General features: G+C 71.8%; 25 protein-coding genes and 1 pseudogene. 11 read left to right on the top strand and 15 right to left on the bottom strand.

The window, feature by feature from the left end; all coding sequences use genetic code 11:
- The first annotated feature begins 2 nt into the window (after positions 1 to 2).
- A complete protein-coding gene (locus OC490_RS24805; RefSeq protein WP_262060193.1) occupies positions 3 to 503 on the top strand; it encodes a GNAT family N-acetyltransferase in 501 nt (166 codons plus the stop codon).
- A 22-nt stretch (positions 504 to 525) separates the two neighbouring features.
- Here OC490_RS24805 and OC490_RS24800 read toward each other — a convergent pair whose 3' ends face one another.
- Both OC490_RS24800 and OC490_RS24795 read right to left on the bottom strand, forming a co-directional pair.
- A complete protein-coding gene (locus OC490_RS24800) occupies positions 526 to 2,295 on the bottom strand; it encodes an MFS transporter (protein ID WP_410098955.1) in 1,770 nt (589 codons plus the stop codon).
- Between the two features lie 65 nt (positions 2,296 to 2,360).
- Positions 2,361 to 2,801, bottom strand: coding sequence for a MarR family winged helix-turn-helix transcriptional regulator (locus OC490_RS24795; protein WP_262060191.1), 441 nt, complete (start codon positions 2,799 to 2,801; stop codon positions 2,361 to 2,363).
- A 72-nt stretch (positions 2,802 to 2,873) separates the two neighbouring features.
- Here OC490_RS24795 and OC490_RS24790 point away from each other — a divergent pair, with 72 nt between their 5' ends.
- The 3 genes from OC490_RS24790 to OC490_RS24780 all read left to right on the top strand — a co-directional run bounded on the left by OC490_RS24790 (position 2,874) and on the right by OC490_RS24780 (position 5,635).
- Positions 2,874 to 3,761: a PfkB family carbohydrate kinase gene (locus tag OC490_RS24790; protein ID WP_262060190.1), complete on the top strand. Its 888-nt coding sequence runs from the start codon at positions 2,874 to 2,876 to the stop codon at positions 3,759 to 3,761.
- 80 nt (positions 3,762 to 3,841) lie between these two features.
- Positions 3,842 to 4,036 carry a hypothetical protein gene (locus OC490_RS24785; RefSeq protein ID WP_262060189.1) on the top strand — a complete coding sequence of 65 codons (195 nt, stop codon included), beginning with the start codon at positions 3,842 to 3,844 and terminating at the stop codon, positions 4,034 to 4,036.
- A 132-nt stretch (positions 4,037 to 4,168) separates the two neighbouring features.
- Positions 4,169 to 5,635, top strand: a complete 1,467-nt coding sequence (locus tag OC490_RS24780) for an FAD-binding protein (protein WP_262060188.1) — start codon at positions 4,169 to 4,171, stop codon at positions 5,633 to 5,635.
- Between the two features lie 32 nt (positions 5,636 to 5,667).
- Here the strand turns inward: OC490_RS24780 and OC490_RS24775 are convergent.
- Positions 5,668 to 5,820: pseudogene (locus OC490_RS24775) on the bottom strand (helix-turn-helix domain-containing protein); the annotation flags it as partial.
- On the opposite strand from OC490_RS24775, the gene OC490_RS24770 reads away from it, so the two are divergent.
- Positions 5,780 to 6,742, top strand: coding sequence for an FAD-dependent monooxygenase (locus OC490_RS24770; protein WP_262060187.1), 963 nt, complete (start codon positions 5,780 to 5,782; stop codon positions 6,740 to 6,742). The pseudogene OC490_RS24775 and the gene OC490_RS24770 sit on opposite strands and share 41 nt — an antisense overlap.
- 13 nt (positions 6,743 to 6,755) lie before the next feature.
- On the opposite strand, the gene OC490_RS24765 is transcribed toward OC490_RS24770, so the two are convergent.
- Complete coding sequence (locus OC490_RS24765) at positions 6,756 to 8,165, bottom strand: DHA2 family efflux MFS transporter permease subunit (protein WP_262060297.1); 1,410 nt, start codon at positions 8,163 to 8,165, stop codon at positions 6,756 to 6,758.
- A gap of 198 nt (positions 8,166 to 8,363) precedes the next feature.
- On the opposite strand from OC490_RS24765, the gene OC490_RS24760 reads away from it, so the two are divergent.
- On the top strand, positions 8,364 to 8,795 hold the full coding sequence (locus OC490_RS24760; RefSeq protein WP_262060186.1) for a MarR family winged helix-turn-helix transcriptional regulator: 432 nt from the start codon (positions 8,364 to 8,366) through the stop codon (positions 8,793 to 8,795).
- 16 nt (positions 8,796 to 8,811) lie between these two features.
- Here the strand turns inward: OC490_RS24760 and OC490_RS24755 are convergent, their stop codons facing one another.
- From OC490_RS24755 to OC490_RS24720, 8 genes are all read right to left on the bottom strand, one after another.
- The gene (locus tag OC490_RS24755; RefSeq protein ID WP_262060185.1) at positions 8,812 to 9,198 is read right to left on the bottom strand and encodes a fic family toxin-antitoxin system, toxin component; all 387 of its coding nucleotides are present in this window, start codon (positions 9,196 to 9,198) and stop codon (positions 8,812 to 8,814) included.
- Positions 9,195 to 9,494, bottom strand: coding sequence for a DUF1778 domain-containing protein (locus OC490_RS24750; RefSeq protein WP_262060184.1), 300 nt, complete (start codon positions 9,492 to 9,494; stop codon positions 9,195 to 9,197). The genes OC490_RS24755 and OC490_RS24750 overlap by 4 nt, the downstream gene beginning before the upstream one ends.
- 45 nt (positions 9,495 to 9,539) lie before the next feature.
- A complete protein-coding gene (locus OC490_RS24745) occupies positions 9,540 to 9,920 on the bottom strand; it encodes an NUDIX domain-containing protein (protein ID WP_262060183.1) in 381 nt (126 codons plus the stop codon).
- 118 nt (positions 9,921 to 10,038) lie between these two features.
- The gene (locus tag OC490_RS24740; protein ID WP_262060182.1) at positions 10,039 to 10,485 is read right to left on the bottom strand and encodes a DUF6884 domain-containing protein; all 447 of its coding nucleotides are present in this window, start codon (positions 10,483 to 10,485) and stop codon (positions 10,039 to 10,041) included.
- A 129-nt stretch (positions 10,486 to 10,614) separates the two neighbouring features.
- Positions 10,615 to 11,163, bottom strand: coding sequence for a YciI family protein (locus tag OC490_RS24735; protein ID WP_262060181.1), 549 nt, complete (start codon positions 11,161 to 11,163; stop codon positions 10,615 to 10,617).
- 2 nt (positions 11,164 to 11,165) lie between these two features.
- Positions 11,166 to 12,155 (bottom strand): alpha/beta fold hydrolase, encoded by a 990-nt coding sequence (locus OC490_RS24730; RefSeq protein ID WP_262060180.1) that lies wholly within the window; start codon positions 12,153 to 12,155, stop codon positions 11,166 to 11,168.
- Between the two features lie 71 nt (positions 12,156 to 12,226).
- The gene (locus tag OC490_RS24725; RefSeq protein ID WP_262060179.1) at positions 12,227 to 12,871 is read right to left on the bottom strand and encodes a molybdopterin-dependent oxidoreductase; all 645 of its coding nucleotides are present in this window, start codon (positions 12,869 to 12,871) and stop codon (positions 12,227 to 12,229) included.
- A gap of 168 nt (positions 12,872 to 13,039) precedes the next feature.
- The gene (locus tag OC490_RS24720; protein WP_093631270.1) at positions 13,040 to 13,459 is read right to left on the bottom strand and encodes a molybdopterin-binding protein; all 420 of its coding nucleotides are present in this window, start codon (positions 13,457 to 13,459) and stop codon (positions 13,040 to 13,042) included.
- A 435-nt stretch (positions 13,460 to 13,894) separates the two neighbouring features.
- Here OC490_RS24720 and OC490_RS24715 point away from each other — a divergent pair, with 435 nt between their 5' ends.
- Genes OC490_RS24715 through OC490_RS24705 form a run of 3 tightly spaced genes read left to right on the top strand, consistent with a single transcriptional unit; the run spans position 13,895 to position 16,694 of the window.
- The gene (locus OC490_RS24715) at positions 13,895 to 15,136 is read left to right on the top strand and encodes a methyltransferase domain-containing protein (protein WP_262060178.1); all 1,242 of its coding nucleotides are present in this window, start codon (positions 13,895 to 13,897) and stop codon (positions 15,134 to 15,136) included.
- A gap of 9 nt (positions 15,137 to 15,145) precedes the next feature.
- On the top strand, positions 15,146 to 15,835 hold the full coding sequence (locus OC490_RS24710; RefSeq protein WP_262060177.1) for an aminopeptidase P family protein: 690 nt from the start codon (positions 15,146 to 15,148) through the stop codon (positions 15,833 to 15,835).
- 13 nt (positions 15,836 to 15,848) lie between these two features.
- On the top strand, positions 15,849 to 16,694 hold the full coding sequence (locus OC490_RS24705) for an MOSC domain-containing protein (protein ID WP_262060176.1): 846 nt from the start codon (positions 15,849 to 15,851) through the stop codon (positions 16,692 to 16,694).
- 37 nt (positions 16,695 to 16,731) lie between these two features.
- Here the strand turns inward: OC490_RS24705 and OC490_RS24700 are convergent, their stop codons facing one another.
- A complete protein-coding gene (locus OC490_RS24700; RefSeq protein ID WP_262060175.1) occupies positions 16,732 to 17,346 on the bottom strand; it encodes a dihydrofolate reductase family protein in 615 nt (204 codons plus the stop codon).
- A gap of 127 nt (positions 17,347 to 17,473) precedes the next feature.
- Complete coding sequence (locus OC490_RS24695) at positions 17,474 to 18,103, bottom strand: helix-turn-helix transcriptional regulator (RefSeq protein WP_262060174.1); 630 nt, start codon at positions 18,101 to 18,103, stop codon at positions 17,474 to 17,476.
- Positions 18,104 to 18,463: 360 nt separating this feature from the next.
- Here OC490_RS24695 and OC490_RS24690 point away from each other — a divergent pair, with 360 nt between their 5' ends.
- Positions 18,464 to 19,387, top strand: coding sequence for a hypothetical protein (locus OC490_RS24690; protein WP_262060173.1), 924 nt, complete (start codon positions 18,464 to 18,466; stop codon positions 19,385 to 19,387).
- A 7-nt stretch (positions 19,388 to 19,394) separates the two neighbouring features.
- On the opposite strand, the gene OC490_RS24685 is transcribed toward OC490_RS24690, so the two are convergent.
- A complete protein-coding gene (locus OC490_RS24685) occupies positions 19,395 to 22,412 on the bottom strand; it encodes a helix-turn-helix transcriptional regulator (RefSeq protein ID WP_262060172.1) in 3,018 nt (1,005 codons plus the stop codon).
- Positions 22,413 to 22,623: 211 nt separating this feature from the next.
- Here OC490_RS24685 and OC490_RS24680 point away from each other — a divergent pair, with 211 nt between their 5' ends.
- On the top strand, positions 22,624 to 25,497 hold the full coding sequence (locus OC490_RS24680; protein ID WP_262060171.1) for an AAA family ATPase: 2,874 nt from the start codon (positions 22,624 to 22,626) through the stop codon (positions 25,495 to 25,497).
- Positions 25,498 to 25,520 lie beyond the last annotated feature (23 nt).

Raw genomic sequence — 25,520 nt, 5'->3', positions numbered from 1 at the left:
TCATGACTGCTCAGGACCAGGTCTCCGTCGTCCGCCGACCGGCCGGGGATCTCTCCGCCGAGGACGGCACGGCCGCGCTGCTGACGGCCTACCATCTGTGCACGGAGGCCGAGAAGGGCCGTGCCGTCGCCGATGCGGACGGTCTGCCGGACCGCTACCGCGCGGAGATCTCGGACCCGCGGACCGCGTTCGCCGACGATGTGGTGCTCCTGGCGCTGAGCGGGAGCACCCCGGTGGGCTGTCTTGTGGTGACCGCCCCCGCCGACGGACGGTCGGAGATCAAGAGGCTGTGGACGGACCCGGCATTCCGGGGCCGGGGCATCGCGTCGGACCTGCTCCGTGCCGCACTCGAGCATGCCGCGGAAAGCGACGCGGGCACCGTGCGGCTGTCGGTCTGGAAATGGCGCACCGGGGCCATCGCCCTGTACGAACGGTTCGGCTTCACCGTCACCGAGTCATGGGACGACCGCGATCAACTGGTGTGCATGGAGCGCGCCGTGTGAGCGGTCTCCCTCAACTTGCTTTCTACGACGGCCCGTTCGGCCCGGCCTGCGTGGCCTCGGGTGTCTCGGCGGGTGCGGGCGGCAGACCGGCCGGAGCCGGTCCGGGACCGGGCTCGGACTGGTGGCCGCCGCGCAGGGCCGAGGCGATCGCGGAGACCAGCGCCATGCCCGCCGCCACGCCGAAGACGATGGTCAGGCCGTGGTGGAACGGGCCGGAAACCAGCCGGGGGAAGAAGGAGTGGCCGGTCAGGACGGCACGCTGGGCCGTCGACAGCTGGTCGAGGACACCGTTGGACGCGAGCAGGTGCTGAATGGGGTTGTTGCCGAGGAAGGTGGCGAACAGCGTGCTCACCGGTGGCAGCGACGCGGCCTGCTCGGCGGCACCGGCCGGTACGCCGTGCGCCTGGAGCCCCTTGCTCAGCGTCCCGGGCAGCGAGGAGGCGAGCCCGGAGACCATCAGCGAGAAGAACACGCCGATGGACAGGGCGGTCCCCGAGTTCTGGAAGGTGGACCGCATGCCCGAGGCGACACCCCGGTACTCGCTCGGCACACTGCCCATGATCGAGGACGTGTTCGGTGCGGAGAACATGCCCTGCCCCAGCCCGTTGAGCAGCAGCAGCGCCGCGAACATCCCGTAGTCGAAGTCGATGGGCAGCGCCAGCAGACCGACGAAGGACAGGGCTACGACGACCAGCCCGACCGTCGAGAACATCCGGGCGCCGAACCGGTCCGACAGATATCCGGACACGGGCCCCGCGATGAGGAACCCGACCGTGAGCGGCAGCATGAAGATGCCCGCCCACAGCGGGGTGTCCTCGTAGTCGTAGCCGTGCAACGGCAGCCAGATGCCCTGCAGCCAGATGATCAGCATGAACTGCAGCCCGCCGCGCGCGATCGCCGTCAACAGCGCGGCCAGGTTGCCCGCCGCGAAGGCCCGCACCTTGAACAGGGCCAGGTTGAACATCGGTTCGGCGATGTGCGTCTCGATGTAGCAGAAGACCAGCAGCAGTACGACGCCGCCGATCAGACCGCTGAGCACCCACGGGTTCCCCCAGCCGGTGGCGCTGCCGCCGTAGGGCTGGATGCCGTAGGTGATGCCCGCGAGGAGGATTCCGGCGCCCGACGCGAAGGTGAGGTTGCCGAGCCAGTCGATGCGGCCGGGGCGGCCCGCCGAGGTCTCGCGCAGGCTCAGGTACGACCAGATCGTGCCGGTGATGCTGATCGGCACGCTCACCCAGAACACCGCGCGCCAGTCGACCACGGCCAGCAGCCCACCGGCGAGCAGGCCGAGGAACTGCCCGGCCAGGGCGGTGATCTGGTTGACGCCGAGGGCCATTCCGCGCTGCCGGGCGGGGAACGCGTCGGTCAGGATGGCGGCCGAGTTGGCGGTGAGCATCGAGCCGCCGAAGGCCTGCACGATCCGCCACAGGATCAGCCACATCGCCCCCGCGCCCGCACGGAACGGGTCCAGGGACAGCGCGACGGACGCGCACGCGAAGATCAGGAAGCCGATGTTGTAGATCTTCACCCGGCCGAACATGTCACCGAGCCGGCCGAGCACGACGACGAGCACCGCCGAGACCAGCAGATAGCCCAGGATCATCCACAGCAGATAGCCGATGTTGCCCGGTGCGAGCGGATCGAGGCCGATGCCCCGGAAGATCGCGGGCAGCGAGATGATCACGATGGAGGCGTCCATCGTGGCGATCAGCACCCCGAGCGTGGTGTTCGACAGCGCGACCCACTTGTAGTTCGGCCCCGGTGGAGCGTCCTTACGACGCCCCGAGCGCACGGCACGCGACAGAGACGGCTGAGCACCGTCCCCCTGCCCGTCCCCGGGTATGTGTGTCTGTCCGCTCACAGCCGCTCCGCCAGTCGGTCGAGGAGTGGCAGGGCCGACGCGAGGGTCGCGCGCTCCTCCGCGGTGAACTCGTCGAGGACGGCCCCGAGCCGGTGCACGGACGCGGAGCGCCGCTCGGCCAGCACGGCACGTCCCTCGTCCGTGATCTCCAGAATGCTGCGCCGCCCGTCCGCCGGATCGGGGCTGCGGCGGACCAGCCCGCGCTGTTCCAGCAGTGCGAGCGTGCTCGCCATGGCCTGTGGGCGGACCCGCTCCGCCTCGGCGAGGGACGTCGGCGACTCGGAGCCGTCCCGGGCGAGCCGGGCCAGGACCGAGACTCCTGAGAGCGACACATCACCCACGGCGTGCGCCTGGCGCAGGCGCCGCGTCACCCGCCCCACCGCGAGCCGCAGCTCGGACGCGAGCCGAGCGGTGTCGTTCGGACTGTCCACCTTCATGGGTACTAACACTAGATTTATCAGCCTGGACTGCTCAACCATTTGTTAGTAAATCGAGCGAGGAGGTCGCCGGTGGAGCGAGGACGCCCTGCGGGACTGTTCGTCGGGCTGTGCACCCTGGACGTCATCCAACTCGTGGACCACGCCCCGGGCCCGAACGAGAAACTCACCGCCCGGGACCAGGTGGTCGCCGCGGGCGGCCCGGCGGCGAACGCGGCCGTGGCCTTCGGCCATCTCGGCGGTACGGCCACGCTGCTGACGGCGATCGGCCGCCACCCGTTGGGAGCCGGGGTGGCCGCCGACCTGAACGCGCTGGGCGTGACCGTGCGCGACCTGGCGGCCGACTCGACGCGACCGCCCGCCGTCTCCACCGTGCTCGTGACCGCGTCCACAGGGGAACGCGCCGTCGCCTCGACCAACGCGACAGCGCACCGGCTCGCCCCGCCCGGCGATCTCGACGCGCTGGTGGCGGCCTGCGACCTCGTCGAGTTAGACGGCCACCACATGGAACTCGCCATCGCCGCGGCCCGTTCGGCACGGGCCGTCGGCCGCAAGACCCTTTTCGACGGCGGCAGTTGGAAGCCCGGCACGGAGGACCTGCTGCCCCTGCTCGACATCGCCGTCTGCTCGGCCGACTTCCACCCGCCCGGCACCCGCACACCGACCGACACGCTGCGCTTCCTGCGGGAACACGGGGTTCTCCGGTCGGCGGTCAGCAGGGGAGCGGACCCCGTCCTGTGGGCGGGCCCCGACGCCGAGGGTGCGATCGAGGTGCCCGAGGTGCACGTCGAAGACACACTGGGCGCGGGCGACGTTCTGCACGGCGCCCTGGCCCATCACCTCGCGCTCCAGGACCGCCTGACCTCGGAGGGCTTCGCCGAGGCGCTGCGCACGGCGGCCACCGTGGCCTCGCGGGCCATCGGCTCGTTCGGTACGCGCGAGTGGATGCGGGAGGGGTGACCCGGGCCGACGCGCCCGGACCTGAGAAGATCATCAGGAACGTACGCGTCACCGGACCGTACGAACCAGGGGTGGGAAACATGATCGTTGCAGTGCTGCTCGGTGTCCTGGTGCTCGTCATCGGCGGGTGCGCATGTGTGTTCTGGGCCGAGCGCGGCGGGCCCCGCTGGGCCCGCGTCGTGGCGACCGCGACACTCATGGCGAGCGAACTGCTGCGCAGCTCCGACAAGAAGCGGCGCCGGGGCCTGAACCCGAGCAGCCAGGACGACGACTAGCGGGGCCCGGCTGCCGCGGCACGTGCCGAACCGGTCGGGGAACGCGCCGCGACGGACCCCTGTTCCGGACCCCAACGTGCCTAGACTGAGCCGTCGTTGATCGTTTCAACCGGACGGTCTCAGGAGGACCACATGCCCCGCACCCCGACCCGACGCACCGCTCTGCGCGGCCTGGCCGTCGCCTCGGCCGCGGTCATCGGCTTCGACCCCTTCACCCGGAGCTGGGCGGTGACCGACTCCGGCGGACCGCTCAGCGGCGTCCCGCACCTGGACGGGACGCTCCACACCGACGACGCCTCGCTCACCGCCGACGCGGACGACTTCGGACACATCGTGCACCGGCGCCCGGCCGCGGTGCTGCGGCCCGGCTCCGTGCGGGACGTCGTCGCGATGGTCCGGTTCTGCAATCGGCACGGCCTTCGCGTGGCCCCGCGCGGACAGGGCCACGGCACGAACGGGCAGGCGCAGGTCGAGGGCGGCCTGATCATCGAGACCGAGCCGCTCGCCTCCATCGGGCCCGTACGGACGGGCAGTTCACGCGTCACCGTCGGGGCGGGCGCGAAGTGGAGCGACGTCGCCAAGGCCACCCTCGCCCACGGTCTGACCCCTCCCGTCTTCACCGACTACCTCGAACTCTCCGTCGGCGGCACCCTGTCCGTCGGCGGCCTGGGCGGTCAGACCCACCGGCACGGCGCACAGGTCGACAACGTCCTGGAACTCGAAGTCGTCACCGGCGCGGGGGAGTTGCTCCGCTGTTCCCCCACCCGGCACCCCGACCTGTTCCACGCCGTGCTCGCCGGACTCGGACAGTGCGCCGTGATCGTCGCCGCCATCCTGCGCCTGGTGCGCGCCCCGGAGACCGTACGGCACTACCTCCTGCCCTACGCCGATCTGCGGACCTTCCTCGACGACCAGCGCCTGCTCGCCACCGAGGGCCGTTTCGCCTACGTCGAGGGCCAGGTGAGCGCGGACACCGCCGGTGCCTTCAACCAGTTCGCCATCGAGGCCGTCGCCTACGGACCGCCGGTGGGGGACACCCCGGACGACACCGGGCTCCTGAGTGGCCTGCGCCACACCGCGTCCAGCGTCCAGATCACCGACCTCGGCTACTACGACTTCCTCGACCGGCTCGCCCCCTCCGTCGCCGCCGTGAAGGCAGCGGGCCTGTGGGCCTACGCCCACCCCTGGCTCAACCTCCTGCTGCCCGGCCGCAGCACCGCCGACCTCGCCGCCACCCTCCTCGACGCGCTCACCCCGGCCGACCTGGGACCCGGCGTCGTACTCCTCTATCCGCTGCTGCGCGACCGCCTCCACACCCCGCTGCTGCGGACGCCCGACGACCCGGTGCCGTACCTGTTCGCCGTCCTGCGCACCACACCGCCCGAGGACACGGCCACGGTGCAGCGCCTGCTGAGCGCCAACCGGTCCGCCTACGACACGGTCCGCGCGGCCGGCGGCACGCAGTACCCGGTCGGCTCCATCCCGTTCCAACACGCCGACTGGAAACGGCAGTTCGGTCCGGTCTGGAACCGGTTCGCCGAGGCCAGGAGGACGTACGACCCGAAGGGGATCCTGGTACCGGGGCAGGGCATCTTCTGAATGCCGACGCCGTCCTGCTGGCGCAGATGGGCGGCGACGGTGTGGGGCGAGAGGAAGAGGCGTTCGGCGATCTGTTTGTTGGTGAGGCCGGCCGCCGCGAGGAAGGCGATCTCCCGTTGCTGAGGTTTCAGTGACGCGGGTCCGGTGACGTCGACCGGCCCGACGGACAGGCCGGTCGCCCGCAACTCGTTGCCCGCCCGGGCCGTCCAGGGGCGGGTGCCGAGCCGCTTGAAGGTGTCGATCGCGTCGGCGAGCCGGGTGCCTGCCTCCGTCGTGGCCCACTTCACGGACCGGCACACCGGAGGATCGGTGGTGATCGAGGCCGACGTCCTCGTCGGCGCCGACGGCATCGACTCCCGGCTACGGGCCCAACTGCACCCCGGTGAAGGCGCCCCGAGCGGGAACGGGGTGCGCATGTGGCGGGGGATGAGCCGGTATCCGCACATACTCGGCGGGCGGTCGATCGTGGTGGCCGGAGGACGACCCGGGGACAAGTTCGTCGCCTACCCCGTCGAGGACCCGGCCGCCGAGGGCGGGCCCACGCTGATGAACTGGGTGCTGGAGCTCCGGGGCCCGCGGCCCGGCGAGGGAACGGACGGCTCCTACGGCCCGGTCGCCGTGGACGAGGCACTGGCCGGGGTGGCCGAGTGGAGTCTGCCGTGGATCGACCTGCCCGAACTGGTCCGCGAGTCCACCGGCATCCACGAGTATCCGATGGTGGACCGCGACCCACTGCCGCGTTGGAGCTTCGGCCGGGTGACGCTGGTCGGAGCCGCCGCCCGTCCCATGTATCCCATGGGCATGAACGGCGGCTCCCAGTCCATCGTGGACGCCCGGGTCCTGGCCTGGACCCTCGCCCACCACGACGATCCGGTACGGGCGTTGGCACGGTACGAGGAGCTGCGCCGCGAACCCCTGAACCAACTGGTCCTGGCCAACCGCGAGTTGGGCCCGGAGAAGATCATCGCCCTGGCCGAGCAGACCGGCGGCCCGGTGCCCGCCGAGCATGCGACGGCCGTCTCCGAGGGCTACAAACAACTCGCCGGGTGTACGACCGCAGTGCTCAACTCCCGGGATTCCTGGTCGGTTTCACCGGTGAGCCCCTGAGAGCGCGGAAGGACTAGTGCGCCTCCTCGTGCCGGCGCCGCGGTGAAGCCGTACCGCCCGACGCGGTGGTCCCACGGGCGGCAGCGGCGCGGGCCGGGCCGTCGGGGAGGGTGAAGGCGAAGAGGGAGGTCGCCGCGGCGAGGGCGGCCAGGGCGAGATAGGCGTGCTGGTAGGCGGTGATGGGCGGATCCGCCGCGGCTGCCGTGGGGGTGCTCAGCACCAGGGCCGTGGTCACCGCCGCCGGGGCGAAGGCGCCCCCGGTCTGCCGTACGACGGTGTTGAGCGTCGACGCCTGGGCCAGGTCCTTGCGGGAGACGGTCGCCAGCGAGGCCACCGTGGTCGGCATGAAGACACCGCCCATGCCGACCCCGAGCAGGAACATGTACGTACGGAACGTCCAGAGACCGGTGTCCTGGTCGCAAGTGGCGAAGAGCAGCAGCACCCCGCTCACCATGGCCAGGCCGCTGGCGATGATGATCCGGGGGCCGACCCTGGAGTACAGGACCCCGGCGATCTGCACGGTCAGCAGCACACCGAAGGCCTCGGGGAAGGTGCTGGTGCCGGACTCCAGTGCCGAACGGCCCTGCCCCTGCTGGAGAAAGAGCGGGCCGAGGTACATGGCGCCCAGGATCGGCACCAGGCCCACCAGATTGATCAGGTTGGTGTCCCGGAAGAGCCGGTCCGCGAAGAGTCGGAGCCTCAACAGCGGTTCGGCGATGCGCAGTTCGAAGAGGACGGCGGCGGTGAGCAGGACCGCGCCGAGCACGAGGGCGGTGACGACGGCGGGGGAGGACCAGCCGCGGTTGGGGCCCTCGCAGACCCCGAACATGACGGAACCCAGAGCCGCCGCGCTCAGCAGCAGCCCGATGAGGTCGAAACGGCCGGGCCGATGACCGCGGTGCTCGGCCAGGAAGACCGCTCCGAACACCACGGCGGGCACGCCCAGCGGCAGGTTGACGTAGAACACCCAGCGCCAGGACAGATGGTCCACCAGCAGGCCGCCGAGGATCGGCGCGACGGCCGGGGCCATCTGCTGCGGGACGATCATGTACCGCGAGATCCGCACCTGCTCCCACGAGTTGAAGGTGCTGTAGAGCAGCGAGGACGCGGCGGGGAAGAGCAGTCCTGCGGAGAGGCCCTGCACCGCGCGGAAGGCGACGAGCTGACCGAGGTCGGCTGCCGCGCCGCACAGCAGTGACGAGCCGAGGAAGGCCCCGAGAGCGGTGAGCAGCACGCGCTTGGCGCCGAACCGCTCCACCAGCCAGGCGGAGGCGGGGATGGCCATGGCCAGACAGACCGGGTAGACCACGACCACACCGTCCAGGGCGGCCGTGGTCAGGTGGAAGGTGCGGGCGATGGAGGGGAGCGCGACGGTCGTGATCGCTCCGTCGACGATCGCGATGAACGTCACGCAGACACACATGACGGGCACGACCAGACGCTGGCCCGGGCGCGGACGGAGGCGTATTCGGGAGGCGAGAGGGACGGGGGAAGCGGGGGAGACGGAACGGCGTCGGAACAGCAGCACATGCTGAGCATACTCACTATGTGAGTGCTCATAGGTCGCGGTCGAGGAACGTAGAATCGGTCCTCACCGCGAAAACGGGGAACGGGGAACGGCATGGCAGTGCACGGCAGCAGCGACATCCTGGTCGACGAGCTCTACGAGACGACCCACCGGCTACGGCAGTTCGTGGAGACCCGGCTGCGCGCCAACGGCGCCTCGGTCGCCAGGCTGCGCGCCCTGCGGATGCTCGCCCATGCCGAACAGCCGCTGCGCATGCGGGACTTGAGCGAGATGACCGGCGTCGCGGCCCGGACCACGACCAGCATCGTCGACAGCCTGGAGCGCGACGGACTGGTGGAGCGCGTGCGACATCCGCACGACCGGCGCGCATTCCTGCTGCGCCTCACCGACAAGGGCCGGGAGTGCCACCGCGAGGCCGAGGAGGTCGACGGCCTCGCGCTCGCGGAGGCGACGGCCGACCTCGACGCGGAGGACCGCGCACAGCTGCGCGCCCTGCTCGCGTGTATCCGCAAGGCGACGTCCTGAGTCCGGACCGGGAGACTCAGGCGGTGGTCCACTCGCGCAGCTGCCGGGCGATCCTGGCCAGGCCCAGTTCCCCGGAGGCCGCGTCGCGCACGAGCGCCACGGCCGCCTTGGGCGGGTAGTCGAGGCGGCGCTCGTTGAGGATCAGGTAGGCCTCGGTGGCGTGCCAGGCGAAGGCCTCGTTGGAGTGTTCCAGGCAGGGCAGCTTCGCCAGGGTCTGCAGAAGCGCCGCCGCCTTGAGGTGGAGGGAGCCGTAGATGTCGCGCTCCATCGCGCGGGCGTCGACGCGTGCTGCGGCTGCGTACAGCGGGCCGTAGTCGTCGACCTGGGGATCACGGTCGAGCAGTTCGGCGGCGTGCAACAGGAACGTGACGTCCAGCGTGTGCGGTGGTTCGGGCTGGGTCACGCGGCGTGCCCTTGCTCCTGGCGTTCGAGTTCACGCAGCGCGTCCGCCTCGGCCGCCCGCTGCTCCGCACTGGAATCCGCGGTGCCCGGCTCGGCCGCGAACGCCGCGCCACTGCGCGCCATGGACTCCTTGAAGCCCGCGAGGAACCTCTCCTCGACGGCCGTCGCCCGCGCGTAGGCGGCCGAGAGGATGTACTCCTGCAGGCTGACGCCGGCCTGCTTGGCCGCCGCCTCGATGGCCGCGCGTTGCCGGGGGTCTCGGAAGCGGAGGTTCATGGCTTTCGGCGTGTTCGGCATGACGTTCACGGTACCAGTGGTACCACGCGGGCGGGCCGGCATTTCCTACACGGGCGTATGGCCCTCCAAGTAGGCCCGCACCGCCGCGGGCAGCCCACCCTCGATGGCTTCGGCGAAGGGCGCCCACCGGAGCTGCCCCGCGGTGAGCTGTGCCTCCCCGGACGGATCCTGGCTCAGCAGATGACAGACCACGGCCGGCGGTTCCGCCGCTCCGGCCGCCGAGTCCGACCCCAGGAGACTCGACCCGTCCACGAGATAGCCCGTGAGTTCATAGACCACACGCGCGGCGGTGGCCTGTGCCGTCTCGGCCTCCTCGGGGACACCGGACGGCAGCCCCCAACCGCCCTGCACATTCACCAGCAGCAGCTGTCCGTCGTTCACGACGACCGCGTCCACCAGCTGCTCGGAGGCCTGCTCCAACGCCATCTCCGCACCGTTCCCTTCGCAGAAGCAGCGACCGTCCGTCCGGCCGCGTCCGACCCCGTTTCCTACCCTGGACGCAACGGTTCACGCGGTGCGACCACGAGAGGGTCGGCCAACTCCGTCAGCGGACAGGGCTGTTGCGTATCGCCGCCAGCCGGGCCATCTGCTCACCCATGCCGCGCGTTCCGGCGAGCGGTGTGTGGGCGTGCGGCCACACGGCGTGCACCAGACCGACGTGCCGGGCTCCTCCGAGAGCGACGACGGGATCGAGGCGCACGATGCCGCGCAGCGTCGCCTGTTCCAGAAGAACTGGGGCCGTAACGGCGCCTGTTGCCCCGTGCGGAGTGTCGTACGGCTCGACGACGTCGTCGAGATCGAGCAGGCCGTACCGCGCCGAGAGGATCAACAGCCGGTCGGGGCGCAGGGCTTCGGCCGCGCTGCGGCACGCGCGGTGGTACGAGCCGACGTACATGTCCGCGGCCCGCGCGGGATGGTCCAGTTTGCGGCTGCCGCACGGGATGACGACGAGTTCCGGCTTGAGGTGGTGGAGAGGGTGGGGCGTGGTCATGCCGGTGTCCTGTTCCCGTGCTTGGTTCGTCGGACACCATCCTGCTCCCGCCTCCGGACCTCGTGCCAGGATCGGGTTCCTCCCTGCTGAGAGGCGCCGTCTACCACCGACGGTTGAGAGGGCGGCGGTTCAGGACGGTCGTCCGCCGAACTGCCAGTTGTGGACCTCGATGTCCGCGTAGCGATCCTGTGTGAGCACGGCGCGTGCCGCCCTCGGGTCGGGTGCCCGGAGCAGTGCCGCCGTGCCCAGCCAGAAGGTGCCGTCGTCGGACAACAGCGGTCCGTACGCGATCAGTTCGTCGCGGTCGGGCGGCACGGCGAGGTCCGCCGCCGGACCGGCGCCGAGGCCGATCACCAGGTACCGGTCGCCGCCGGTCCGGCCGCCGGGGAAGTCCCACATGGTGCGCCCCAGCGCGTTCCGCCAGCGGCGCAGGAACACGTCCCGGTAGACACCGGCCTGGTGGTTCGGCTCGTCGAAGGCGAACGCGCGGGCGGCGGCCGGAGAGGGCAGGTCGAGGATGTGCACGCTGCCCGTGGGGGCGCCGTCGTCGGAGAGGGTCGGGCCCCGGGCGATCATCTCCTTCGCGTACCGGTCCATGTAGGACCAGTGCCGCTCCGTCAGTTCCTCGCGCAGGGCGAGGGAGCCGGGCCGGTCGCGGTGGAGGCAGAGGAACTCCATGATCAGCGGATTTCCTGTTCCCCGGCGCCCTCACCGCAGGCCGTCAGGAAATCGATGAGCGCCGCGTTCACCTCGTCCGGACGTTCCTGCTGGGTCCAGTGGCCGCAGTCGGCCAGTTCGACGGGCTTGCGTACCAGGTTGGGCATGAAGTCGGGCAGCTGCGCGATGAGTTCGGGGGCGCCCGGGAACGCGGGGACGAGGTCGCGGTCGCCGTACACATACAGGGCGGGCGGGGTGACGACGGCGTTGTGCCAGGGCGCGGTCAGCTCCCAGTTGCGGTCGAGGTTGCGGTACCAGTTCAGCGGGCCGGTGAAACCCCCGGCGAAGCTCTCCGTGAGCGCGTCGAGGGCCTCCTCGGTGAGCCAGTCCGGCAGCACCTCGGGATCCTCCATGGACGCGAGCCAGCCCTGCCCCGAGGGGACCAGCGGCTGCATGATCTCGCCGGAGGGAGAGGCCGCGGCGGAGGCGGAGTAGAGGAACTTGCGGAGCGTGGTCCGGGTGTCCGCGCCGAACTCGGCGTCGGCGACCCCGGGACGGTCGAAGTAGTTCCAGTAGAACCGGCCCCCGAACCGCTCCTGCGTCACGGCCAGCGGCGGGTACTGGCCGCGGAAGGGCGGCGGGACGCTCAGGCCGGCCACCCCGAGCACCATGTCCGGCCGCAGCAGCGCGGTGTGCCAGGCGACCGCCGCACCCCAGTCGTGGCCCACGACGTACGCCTGCCGCTCGCCCAACTCCTGGATGAGACCGACGACATCGCCGACCAGATGGAAGACGGTGTACGCGTCGACGGCCTCGGGACGGTCGCTGCGGCCGTATCCCCGCTGGTTGGGGGCGACCACCCGGAAGCCCGCGTCGGCCAGTGGGCCGATCTGGCGGTGCCAGGAGTGCCATGACTCCGGGAAGCCGTGCAGGAGCACCACCAGCGGGCCTTCGCCCTGTTCGGCGATCTCCAGCCGTACGCCGTTCACGTCGACCATGCGCTGCGCAACCATGCGGGCGAGCCTACGTGCCGTCAACATCGCCGGGCAGTACGGGTCCTGGAGCGGGGGAAGGTCTCGGCCACTCAGGCGCTGTGCTCCGTACCGTCCTCGTCCTGCTCCTGGTAGGAGTAGCGCTGTTCTTTCCAGGGGTCGGCGATGTTGTGGTAGCCGCGTTCCTCCCAGAAACCGCGGCGGTCCTCGGTGAGGTACTCGACGGCGCGCAGCCACTTGGGGCTCTTGTAGCCGTACAGGTGCGGCACGACCAGGCGCAGGGGGAAGCCGTGTTCGGCGGTGAGGGGCTCGCCGTTGTGGTGGGTGGCCAGCAGGGTCTGCGAGGCCGTGAAGTCGGCGAGGCGGAGGTTGGCGGAATAGCCGTACTCCGCCCAGGCCATGACGTGCGTGACCTCCGGCGCGGGCGGCACCAGGTCCAGGAGGGCGGTGGCGGGGATGCCGTACCACTCGTGGTCGGTGGAGGTCGGGCCGGACGCGCAGTGCAGGTCGGCGACGACCGTGACATGCGGCAGGGGCGCCAGTTCGTCGAAGGTCCAGCTGTGCTCGGTGCCGTCGGCGGTGGCGCCGTGGACCCGCAGGTTCCAGCGGTCGGGGCGGAAGCGGGGGACGGGCCCGTAGTGCGAGACCGGCCAACCGTGCACATGGCGCTGGCCGGGCGGGATGTGGCGGTCCGCGTCGTCGGCGGCCTCGGCCGTGCCCTGTCGGTCGCTTGCCACGCGGGACGTCCCTTCCTCACCGGTGACCTGGTTACGGCTACCTCTCCCGAGCAGCGTAGGCGCTCCCGGCCGACGCGACCGAGGCCGGGTCCGGGTGCGCCCGCGCGCATCGCCGCTCTGCGGGGTACGGGCCGGAGACCGGCGTCTGACCAGCACACCCCGAACAGGTCAGACGGTCGCCAGGGACACCTCGGTCGACTTGATCAGCGCGACGACCGGTGAACCGGCCGCCAGACCGAGGTCGCCGACCGCGTCCTTGGTGATCGCCGCGGTCAGCTCGCCCCCGTCGACCGTGATCTTGACGACGGCCATCGCCCCGCCGGTGGCGACGTCGCTGACTGTGCCGGGCAGCTGGTTGCGGATGGACAGCCCCTCCACCCGGCCGGTGGCGAGCGCGACCTCGGTGGACTTCATCATGGCGCGTACGGCCGTACCCTCGGCGAGCCCCAGGTCCTTCACGGCCTCCAGCGTGATCGCCGCCGTGAGGTCCTGGCCGCCGTCGAGGCGCACCTTCACGGTCGCCATCACCGCGCCGGGCGTGACGGCCGTGACGGTGCCGGGAATCTGGTTGCGGATGCTCAAGGTCATGACGGAACGCCTCACAGGAGAAAGTTCTGGATTGCCGGATTTATCACCGGTTGTGCGTCCACAAGCTAGCCGCTCCGGCCGCGCCCGTCACAGACCTCGTCGCATCCGCCACCTGGGAGTTTCCTCCGTCCTGGCAAATCGGAGAAAGCCGCGAAAGGGGGAGGGCGGGCGCCGGAATCCCGCCGCTGTGGCAGGGGTATTCGCCCGCGCCTGGGCAATGAGAGGTATGTCCTGGCAATTGCGAGGCAGGACGAGCTCTTCGTCTCGTATCCGCGTTTGGTTTCGGCCATCGTCCGGGTACGGTCGTGCGGGAGGTGGTCGCCCGTGATTCAGATCGTGGAGCACGCACCGCACGAAGGCCCCTACGCCATCGGCTCCGCGCTCAAGGCGGCCGGGCTGCCGACCCGGGTCTGCCGGACCTGAGCGGGCGACCCGGTGCCGGACACGGCCGACGACCTGGTGGGTCTGGTGGTGATGGGCGGGGCGATGGCCGCCTACGAGGACTTCCCCGGCCGGAACGCTGAACTGGCCCTGCTGCGCGCCGCGTTGGACGCCGAGATCCCCGTACTGGGCGTGTGCCTCGGCGCGCAGTTGCTGGCCGTCGCGGCGGGCGGTGCCGGACGGCCGGGCGACGGGGCACAGATCGGCTGGGCCGACGTGTGGATGACGCAGGCCGCGCGCAGCGACGCCCTCTTCGCGGGCGTTCCCGAGCGGCTGCGGGTGCTGCACTGGCACGGCGACACGATGGACCTGCCGGCCGGGGCGACCCTGCTGGCCTCCTGCGACCGGTACCCGGTGCAGGCGTTCCGGCTCGGCGGCTCGGCGTGGGGAACGCAGTTCCACCTGGAGGTGGACGAGACCGCGGTCGGCGCCTTCGCCGACGCCTTCCCCGAGGAAGCGGCCACCGCCCCCGGCCTGATCGAGTCCGCGCCCGCCGAACTGGCCGTACTGGCCCGGCACCGCGACGGTGTGTTCAAGCGCTTCGCCGCCTTCGTCGCGGCGCGCGCCGAGCAGACCGCGACCCGCGCCTTCTTCACCCGGCGGGCGGCCACCTGGGAGGAACGGTTCGCGGACGACGGCCCCCGGTACGCGGTGGCCGTCGAGCGGATGGAACTGCGCCCCGGCGCGCGGGTCCCGGACCTCGGCTGCGGCACCGGCCGGGCACTGCCCGCACTGCGCGCACACGTCGGCGACGCGGGCCTCGTCCTCGGCGTCGACCTCACGCCTGCGATGCTCACCGCCGCCCTGCGCGAGAGCCGCGACAAGGACGGGCACCTGCTGCTGGCCGACGTCTGCCGACTGCCGCTGCCGACCGCCGCGCTGGACGCCGTCTTCAGCGCGGGCCTGATCAACCACGTACCCGACCCCGCGACCGCCCTGCGCGAATGGGCCCGCGTCACCGCACCCGACGGCACCCTGCTGCTCTACCACCCCTCCGGCCGCGCCGAACGCGCCGCCCGCCACGGCCGCCCCCTCGACCCGGACGACCTCCTCGCGGAGCACCGACTGCGCCCCGCCCTGCGCACGGCGGATGGGACCTGTCCCGCTACGAGGACGCTCCGCACCACTTCCTGGCCCGCGCGTCCCGCGTCGCCGGCTGAACCCGCTGCCCACGCCACGGGGTGCGGCGAGCCCGGCATGCGGAATACCGTTGCCGACAATGATCGGGCTGGTTAGGTTCGGCCCATGGCTGACGACGAACCCACGCGGGCCGCACGCCTGCTCGATGCCCAGGCCAAAGCCGCACTGCTCTTCGCGGAGATCGAGGAGCGCGGGCTCGTCGCGCCCGGCGAGGGGGAACGCGCGGTCAGCGACCGGATCCGCGATCTCGCGAACGAGATGTTCGGCACCACCCGGCACTGGCACAAGCGGATCGTGCGCTCGGGACCGAACACGCTCAAGCCGTACAAGGAGAACCCGCCGGACCGGGTGATCGGCGCCGACGACATCGTGTTCGCCGACTTCGGACCGATCTTCGAGGAGTACGAGGCCGACTTCGGCCGGACCTTCGTCCTCGGCGGCGACCCGGTCAAACACCGACTGCGCGACGACCTGCCCAAAGTGTTCGCGGCCGGCCGGAGCTTCTTCGAGAGCACCCAGGACATCACCGGCGAGCGCCTGTACGCCGAGGTCGTCCGCCTCGCCGAGAAGGCGGGCTGGGAGCTGGGCGGCTGGCACGCCGGACACCTGGTCGGCGAGTTCCCGCACGAGACGATCGAGGGCGCGCACGTCGAGTCGTACGTCACCCCGGAGAACGTCACACCCATGCGCCGCACCGACAAGGCCGGCCGCAACTGTCACTGGATCCTGGAGATCCATCTCGTCGACCGTGAGCGGGAGTTCGGGGGTTTCTACGAGGAACTGCTCACCCTCTGAAGGAGATTGCTCCATGGGGACTGTCGCGGCGCTGTACCGCTATCCGGTGAAGTCGATGGTGGGCGAGGCCGTTGTCGCCGCGGCGGTCACGGAGCGCGGGCTCTCCGGGGACCGGGTCTACGCCGTCCTCGACGGGACGGGTGCGGTCGGCAGCGCCAAACACCCGCGGAAATGGGGTGAGTTGCTGCGCTGCCGCAGCCGCCTTGACGACTCCGGCGTGGTGAGGGTCGTACTGCCGGACGGCACCGCCCTCCCGGTCGAAGACCCGGACCTGGACGGGGAGTTGTCCAAACTGCTGGGTCGCCAGGTCTTCCTGTCGGCCGTCGTGCCGGAGGACAGCAGGCTGGAGCGCGCGGTGCCCGCGTACGAGGGCGGGGTCCCGGACTCCGTGCGGGAGTCGGCCACCGTCGACGTCACCGGGGAGAGCATCACGACGGGCGGCGTCGCCCCGGGGACGTTCTTCGACTTCGGCCGGGTCCATCTCGTCACCACCGCGGCCCTGGACCGGATGCGCGCCGTCCACCCGGCGGGGGACTTCGACGCCCGCCGCTTCCGGCCGAACCTGGTCGTGGACACCCCCGGGGAACCCGGCTTCCCGGAGGACGCCTGGGTGGGGTCGTGCCTGCGGGTGGGGGAGGCCCTGTTCCGGGTCCTGGTGCCGACACCCCGCTGCGTGGTTCCCACCCTCGGCCACGACGAACTGCCGCCGGACCCCGGCATCATGCGCGCGGTCGCCCGGGAACACCGCGTACCGGTCTTCGACCTGGGCCGGCTCTCGTGCCTCGGCGTGTACCTGGACGTTCTGGAGGCGGGCACGGTCCGGGTGGGTGACCCGATCTCGTTGCGGCACGCCGGGTGATCGTCCCGACGGAACGGACGGAGCGGGTACGGAACGCTCACTCCACGAAGCGGTACTTCAGATGGGTGGCCAGGGGAGTGTCGACCACCCCGACCTGCTCGACTCGCCGCCGTCCCGTACCCGTTCCCTCGAAGAGGCGCAGGCCGTCGCCGAGCAGCGCGGGCACCACATGCAGCTGGAGCTCGTCGACGAGCCCCGCCCCGAGGTACTGCCGGACCGTGCTCGCACCACCGGCGATGTCGACGTTCCTTTCACCGGCGGCGGCCCTCGCCCGGTCGAGGGCGCTGTGGATGCCGTCCGTGACGAAGGTGAAGGTGGTGCCGCCCTCCTTGACGAGGGTCGGTCGGGGGTGGTGCGTGAGCACGAACACCGGTGCCCGGAACGGCGGGTTGTCGCCCCAGAACTCCTCGCCGGTGTCGTACATCGTCCGCCCCATGACCACCGCCCCGGTGGCGTCGAACCACTCGCGCATCAACTCCGAGTCGCGGTTCTCCTCCCCACCGGTCATGCCCTGGCGCTCCCGCCAGCTCGCCAGGTTGTGGATCCACTCGAAGAGCAGCTCGGCGCCGTCGCCTCCGGGGTTGTCGACGGTGACGCCGGTACCGGCGATGTATCCGTCGAGGGACATGGCGAAATCCGCGGTCACGGTCATGATGGGGCGCTCCTGAGTCGTGGAGGTGGTGCTTCCACTCTCACGTCGATCGGGAACCGGCGCATTCGACACGCTGCGCCGGCCGGATGCGGCGGGCCGGAGGCGGCGGGTCGGGCACGGCGCCGGTTCAGATCAGTCCGGCCCGGATGGCGGACGAGACGGCGTGGGCCCGGGTGCGGGTCCGCAGGCGCTTCATCGCGCCGTAGAGGATGTACCGCACTGTGCGCTCGGAATAGGAGAGTTCCGTCGCTATCTCGTCGCACTGCCTTCCTTCGGCGATCAGGCGCAGCACCGCCACCTCGCGCGGGCTCAGCGCGGCCCGGTCCCCGGCGACCGCGACGGCTCGTTCGCTCGGTGTGGCATCACGCGGCTGGCGTGCGGGACTTCGCCGGGCGGCGGGCTCCCCGGCCACCGCGCGGACCGTACGGACGAAGACGTCCGGGCTGCAGAAGTCCCACCACACGACCGCCCGGACACCCCGGTGCCGCGCCGCCGACACATCGGCCCGCCACTGCTTGCCCACCACCACCACAAAACGCGCGCCCGGCTTGTCGCACAGGCTGCGGAGCAGGTCCAGGACGGCGGCGTCCGCCACGTCCACGGCGACCACGATCGCGTCGGCCTCCCGGATCCTGTCCGGTGGCACCTCGCGCAGTCGCGGCTCCATGGCGACGAAGCCGGCCAGTCCGGCGCGGACGAGGGGAGCGGGCGCGTGAATCGCCACGCGCAGGGTCTCGCCGAGTACGTGCTGAGGCATGTGCCCCCACCTCCCAACTGCGGTCGTACGGGAGGACGATGCTGCCACCGGCACCGACCGCGCATCCGTGCCACCGCCCCCTCGCCGGTCAACCGAGGGAAATCTGCCGCGAGTTGACGAAGCGCCCTGACCTCGGTCCGAGCGGCGCCGCGGCCCTGGGTGGTGGATCCCACCAACTCCCTGTACGGACCGGCAAGGTTGGCGGTTTCGCCCTCCATCGGAGACGACAGGCACGCGACGATGCCGTGCGGTGAACACCGGGGCCCGGTTCAGGGGACCGCCGGCGTTCCACCCTGACGGGCCGCGTCTCCACGGAGCCGGTGACCGAATCCGACAACTTCTAGCAACAAAGGTGGCCGCATGCTCGCGTCCATTGCCCTGTGCGTGCTGCTCGGCCTGCTCCTGGTCGGGGCCGCGCTGATCCGCCGTAGCCGCAACTCGCCCTCGGAGCGGGTCCGTTCAGGGCTGTCGGGCGCCCACCGCAAGGCGCTGGAGACCGTGGCCCTCGGTCTGCGGGCCGTGGCCGTGGGCCGTACGCACGGCGGGCGCCCGCTGCCGGACCTGCAGACCGTCGTCCACTCGGGGCAGCGACTGACGTTACGGCTCACCGAGGCGGACACCCACGCGCCGGCGCCGTGGACCGCGGACGTCTCCGGGAAGGAGTGGTCGGTGGACACGAAGGACCTGCGGCGGACCGGCAACGCGGGTGACGCGCTCACCCACCCGTACTCGCTGACCGTCACTCTCGGTCTGTACAGGGGCGAAAGGACACTGGTCGACCTCTCCCGGCTCAGCGGCCCGATCGCCCTGACGGGAGACGACGACGATGTCCTGCGTCTCGCGCAGGCCCTCATCTCCGAAGTGGTCTCGGGACCGGTCGGAACCCTCGCCACGGTCGTCCTGGTGGGCTCGGCCGCCACTCCCTCGGTGACCGACGGGCTGGGCGCGCGATCGGCCCGGCTGCGCACCGCGACCGGCCGGGGCGAGGCGCTGTCCGTCGGCGAGAACCAGGTGTCCGGACCATCGGCCCTGCACACCCTGTTCATGGGCAGGGACCGCGGCGGGGCGAACGCTCCGACACACGCCCGCCGGCTCTTCGTGGTGACCGCGGCCCAGTACCGCAACGAGCGATGGGGCGAGACCCCGTTGCGCGGGACGGACACGCTGCTGGTGCTCGGCTACATCCCCACCCTTGAGTGGAACCTCCGGGTGAGGTCCGACGGCTCCCTCGACACGGGCCGGCTCGGTGTACCCATCGACACCCACACCGCCCGCCTCGGCTGACCGGCCGTCACAGCCGGCCCGGCGGTGTCGTTCCGCCGGGGCCCGGCAGTGTCGTTCCGGCCCGGTGGGTGCCGTCCGGGACCAGGACACGGCGGGCGAGGCTGCCGTCCAGCCAGGCCGCGGCCAGCTCCACCCGGGAGCGGCACCCGGTGCGCTGGAAGAGCCGGGTGAGCCGCCGTTCGACGGTCTTCTCGCTCCACGCGAGGCGTGCCGCGATCTGGCGGTTGGTCGCCCCGTTGCTGACCATCGTGGTCAGCCTGACGTCGTCCTCGCCGAATGTGTCCTTGGCCGGGCGCGTCCTCGGCAGCCCGAAGGTCCGCCGCCGTGTCATGTGGCCGAGCGTCGTGCGGGTGGCCCGCCCGATCCCCAGCGACCGCGCAATCCGAGAGGCCTCGGCCGGCCACGGTTCGGACTCGTCGCCGATCTCCATCAGGGACAGACAACAGAGCAGGTTCTGGTACGCGTCACCCCGCCCGCGCACCGACCGCAGTGCGGCCAGCGCGCTGTCCGCGTCGCCGTGCACCAGACCACGGCCGAACAGCACCGCCTCGCGCGTCATCGCGGAGCCCACCACCTCGTGCAGCGCCTCCAGTTCGGCCAGCCCCTCCCGCATGGCCTGCGGCAGGTCCGCCACCAGGGCGAAGGCGACGTACCGCAGCAACACCTTCTCGGTACCCGAGTGCACACCGCTCCCGTGAGCCCGCCGTACGTCCCTCAGCGCCGTCTCCAACGACTCCTCCACCTGCCCCGACCAGTACCGCAGGCCGAGCCTGGCCCAGGCGACGAGCGGGTGCGACACGCTGTCCGGAACCAGCTCCAGCCAGGTCCTGGCCCTCCCCAACTCCCCACGCGTACAGAGGATTTCGGCCGCGAGCACCCGGGCGGACTGCGCGGCGCCGGCCGTCGTGCCGCGCGTCCGGCTGCGCGCCTCGATCCGGCGGGCCGCCACCAGCGCCCGGTCCCAGTCGCCTTCGAGGTAGTCGCGAACCATGGCGTGGTACCAGGCGGCCGTGCTGTTGCCCGCCCCCGTGTAGCGGTCCCCGAGCACGGTGGCCAGAACACCGGTCAGGTCCGCGTGCACGGCCGCCGTCCGCAGCCTGTCCAGGTCCAGCGCGCCGCTCGCCTCGGGAGACAGGGCGTGCAGCGCGCCCGACAGTTCGGCACGGCTGCCCGTGGCGGCGGCCAGCAACCGCAGCTCCGGCGGGGAGGGCAGCGGTCCGGAGCCCGGACGGCGGGCGGGAGTCGGGGGCTGGTGAGTCCCGCCTGTCGGTGGGGACGGCGGTGGTCCGGCGTCCCCACGAGGGTCGGGGGCATCCGGTTGGCGGGGCCCGCTTGTCGGTTGGGACGGCATCGGTCCGGTGCGCGTACGGTGTCCTGCGGCCGACGGCCGAGGAGTCCCGCTCGCCGGTCTGGGCGTCGTTGCGCCGAGCCCGAACGGGCCGACGAGTTCCGCGAATTGGGCTACGGCGGGAATCTGATTCCGGACATCGTCGGCGGGGAGACCGGTGCCTGCGGTGTCCGGCAACCGGTGCTCGTGCAGCGCCGCCATCGCCCACACCTCCGCGACGAAGTCGAGACAGTCACGGTCCTGCCGGGCCGGTGACGCGGACAGGTGGGCGAGCAGCGGTTCGCCCAGGGCCAGCGCACCCGGGTGGTCGGCGTGGCGCAGGCTCAGTTCGGCGGACTCGCGCAGGACGCCGGGCGTCCGGTGGTCGTGCGGTGCCAGGCGCCGCAGCGCCGAGGCGTAGGCGCGGACCGACCGGGGCCAGTCCGACCTGGCGTCCGTACGGGCAGCCGCGAGCAGTACGTCCACCGCCAGGGCGTCGTCCAGTTCGGCCCCGGCCGCCGCCACGTGCTCGGCGAGGCGCGGATAGCAGCTGCCGGCCGTCTGCGGGCCCAGCCGGTCGGTCAACGACCTGGTGATCAGGGCGTGCAGCGACGACACGCCGTGGTGCGTGGGCAGTGCGCGCAGTGCCGCCGCGAGCGCCGGAACGGCGAACGCCATCCGGCCGTCCCCGTCCACGGTCAGCGTCCCGTCCTTGACCAGCGGGGTGAGCGAGCGGTCGACCAGACCCGCCCGACGCGGTCCACCGGGCTTCAGGCGGAGCAGATCGTCCAGGCGCACTTCGGCGTGTTCGAGGTTGCGGGCCACCGCCGCCGCGGCGTCCAGGGCGACGGGGTCCGGCGGCGCGTCCGGCCAGCACAGGCGGCTCAGCTTCTTCACGTCGGTGGTGAGCCGCAGCGCCCGCTCCGGTTGGGTCAGACAGACGTGGCCGTCGAGTTCCAGGAAGCCACCGTGCTCGGCCATCGCGTCGAGCACCGACAGTACGGCTTCGGGGATCCCCGCCATCGGGCCCAGCGCGCCCAACACCGCTGTCACCAGGGCCGGTTCGACCGGTCGGCCGAGCCGCCGTACGACGAGGGCCTCGATGTCGGTGGGCCGCAGCGGCGGCAGTTCCAGCAGTCGGTCGGCCGCCGCTGCTAGCGGTGGGGCGCCGTCGTCCGGGGGACGGAGCGGTCGGCCGGCCATCACCATCGGCACCCCGACCGGGCGGAAGACGCGCAGCAGCAGGCCGAGGGCGGACGCCGTCCGCGGTGGCATCCGGTCGATGTCGTCGACCACCACCGCGAAGGGGAGGTGCGCCGCCGCGTCCGTGAGGATCTCGCCGAGAACGGACAGCAGCGCCAACTCGCCGTCGTGGCCGGTGGATTGCAGGCGGATCCGGCGGACGGCACCGACCCGGACCGGGCTGCGACGGTCGTGGAACTTGGCGAGCACCGAGTGCACGCCGTCGGCCAGGGCGGCGGCACCGGGCGGGCTCGCACCGTCGTGACAGCGCAGCCGTAGGACGTGGGCGCCTTCCTCGGCCGCGGCCCGCCGGGCCTGTTCCACCACGGCGGTCTTGCCCGTTCCCGGTCCTCCGACGACCAGGAGGGTGCGCGCCGAAGCGCCGGTGGACATCAACGTCCGCGTCACGTCCCGGAGTTCACCGTCCCTGCCGATGACAGGCTCCCATGCCCGCACGTCCACCCCTTCCGGGTCCGGTACTCCGCGGGTGAACGGCCGCCAGGAGCGCGCACGTTCGGGGCGCGCTGGGTGCGGAGTCCGCCGGCCGACGGAAACGACCGTCCGGATGTGATCATAATGTGGCCGCGGGGCCAATTTCCGAACACATGGCCGACCGGACTCGTCACCGTCCACCCGGCACAAGTCGTCGAAGAGAACGTAGTGGACCATGACTCTTGCGTCCGAGGACCCCCGGTCGGCGCACGGCGGCACGGCAGTCGGTGTGGGCCCGTTGGCTGGCCAACTCGTGGGGCGTGAGCGGGAGTTGGGTGAAGTCCATGGCTGGCTGAGAGACACGGACGGGTCGCGCCTGGTGCTGGTCCGGGGTCGGCGAGGCGCCGGACGCACGGTGTTCCTGCATGCCGTCGCCGAACGGCTGCGCGCTCAGGGGGTGTTCGTACGTGCCGTGGGCTGCGTTCAGGGCGACGACGCGCGGCCCTTCCTGCTGGCGCTGCGGCTCGTCATGGCGTTGGAGGACCGCCGGAACGTGGAGGCGGTGCGGGCGGCCGGGCGGGGCGACGGGACGGGGATGGCCGCACTGCTGCACACGGCCCTGGCGCGGACCGCGTCCGTGGTGGTGATCGACGACATCCAGCACGCCGACGCCGACTCACTGTCCCTGCTCGGCGGCATCGACTTCCCCGGAATCCCGTCCGGTGCGCGGCTGGTGGCCTCGGCTGTGGGGCGAGACCACGCATCCCGGCACCGGAGGGGCGTCGACAGGGCCCGCACGATCGTGCTGCCCCCTCTTACCCCGGAGGAGACGACCGCCATGGTGGCGCGGCGGTTGGCGGCGATCCCCGACACCGGCCTGGCCCGGCGGGTACGCGACCTCACGCAGGGTCTGCCAGGGGCGGTCGACGCACTGCTCACCGCCTGGACCCGGCAAGGGGCGATCAGGGTGACGGACGGCCACGCCTTCGTCGGGGCGCGGACACCGATACCCGAACTTCCGGACAGCGACCGGCACATGAGGGCACTGGCCGCGCTGGGCGAACCGTGCCGCACGGTGGCCGGGGCACTGAGTATCCTGTGGCCCCTCGGCGTACGGGCCGTGGAACTGATCGCGGCCTCGGCCGGACTCTCCACCGACGAAGTCCGCGAAGCAGTCCGCGAGTTGATCGACGCGGAGATCATCGAGGAGACCGTCGGGGGTCTGCGCCAGCTCAACTCTGCCGAAGCGCACCAGGGTTGGACGTTCACCGTACCGCTGGCGGCACACGCCGTACGCGAGCGGCTCGGGCCGCTGGAACGCAGCCGGCTGTCCGCCACCGCAGTGGAGACCCTCTGGGCCGATGCCGACGAGGCAGACACGGCGTCAGGGATGCAGCAGCGGCCGACGACAACCCGGCTCGACGACGTCGACGCGGTGGCCTACCTCGCGGACCGCATCGCGGAGGCGGGCACCCTCGTCGAACGCGACCGCGCGGCACGCGAGTTGACCGCGGCGGTCGAGCGTCTGCATCCCGACGCCGAGGGCAGGGGAATGCTCCGGTGGTGTCGCGCGGCCGGCTATCTCATCGAGCGACCCGCCGACCGTGTCCCGGCCCTTCAGCGGTACGCCGTCGCCGCCTACTTCGCCGGAGACTTCGCGACCGCACGCGCCATCGCCGAGTCGATCCTGCGCAACCGCCCGGACATCCTCGGCCCGCTCGAACTCCAGGAGACAGCCACCCTGTTGACGGCGGCGACGGCCGACGACCTGGACTGGGCGGCGCTGTCCCGGCTGGCCACCCCGCGCTGGTGGGACGAACTGCGGCTGCCCGTCCTGGCCGGCGCGACCGGCCGTGCGCTGGCCCTGTGTCTGCTGGCGAGATGGCACGAAGCGCTGGACCTCCTGGCGCGGACCGAACCCGTGTGGAGCACCGACGTCCGAGCCCGCGCCAATCCCACCTGCTTCCGCGACGCGGCGGAACTCGCGCTGGGCCGGCCGGAACGCTTCCGACGCTCACTCGCCGTCCCGGAAGTCCCGCACATCGGCCCCGACCGTACCTATGCGCTGACCGTCACCAAGTTCGACGAGCTCCTCAACGGCGGGGACCTGCACGCCGCCGAAGCCCTCCTGACCGCTCAGGGCATGACCCCCGAACTGCTGCCCCGGTCCGGTCGGTTCCTGCGGCACCACCTCCGGGGCGAGTGGGACCAGGCACTGGAGCCAACCCGCTGGATGCTGGCGAACAACCAGTTCCACACGCCCGCGCTGGACAAGTACCTGATTCCGGCGCGGACCGTGGCGATCCTGCTCGCCCGGGGCCGCGTCACCAGCGCCCGTCGCGTGATCGACGGCGTGCGCGTCCCGGGCGAAGGCCCACCGGAACACTCACTGGACGCCGCCGAGGCCGACGTGCTGCGGACCCTCGGCGATCCGGTCGGCGCCGAGCGGTCGCTACGGCGCGGTCTCGCCGCGGCGGACGCACACGCCCAGGTCGCCGGCACCGACGAACTCTGGGCGTCCCTGACGGAGTTGCTCGCGCAGGCGGGCCGCAGGGCGGAGGCGGCGACCTGCCTGGACCGCCTGGAACACATCTCCGCCCGGATGGGCACCGGAAGGACCCGCCTGACGTATCTGCTGGCCTCGGCCCGGCTGTTACGGCAGGAGAGTCCCGGCACCGCCGACCGCAACCTGCGGGAGGCCGTGGAGCTGGCCCGCTCACGCAGCCAGCCGTTCGAGACGGCGGTGACGTTGGGCGCCGCCGCCGACGCGGGCGCAGGCCCGCCCGCACTGCTGCGCGAGGCGTACGAACTGTTCGGGCAGTGCGGTGCCGCGCTGGAGCGTTTCCACGCCCGGGCCGCCATGCGCGCGGCCGGGATCACCGTCCCCGGCCGGAGACAGGCCACCGTCGAGAGCGAGCAGCTGCTCGCGACGCTGATCGCCGAGGGCCTGACCAACCGTCAGATCGCCACGGTGCTACGGCTCACGGAGGACGCGGTCGCCAACCGGCTGTCCCGGCTGTTCGCCCGCACCGGGCTGCGCTCCCGCACCGAAGTGGTCACGGCCGTACTCACCGACTACCGCGTCCGCGGGCTCACCCCCGACGCGTAGGCGAGTACGGCCTGATCCGGTCC

Origin of the sequence: Streptomyces sp. STR69, from assembly GCF_024519455.1 — a bacterium.
Taxonomy (GTDB): Bacteria; Actinomycetota; Actinomycetes; order Streptomycetales; family Streptomycetaceae; genus Streptomyces.
Note: the sequence above shows the minus strand (reverse complement) of the source record. Positions and strands in the feature narration are given on the sequence as shown.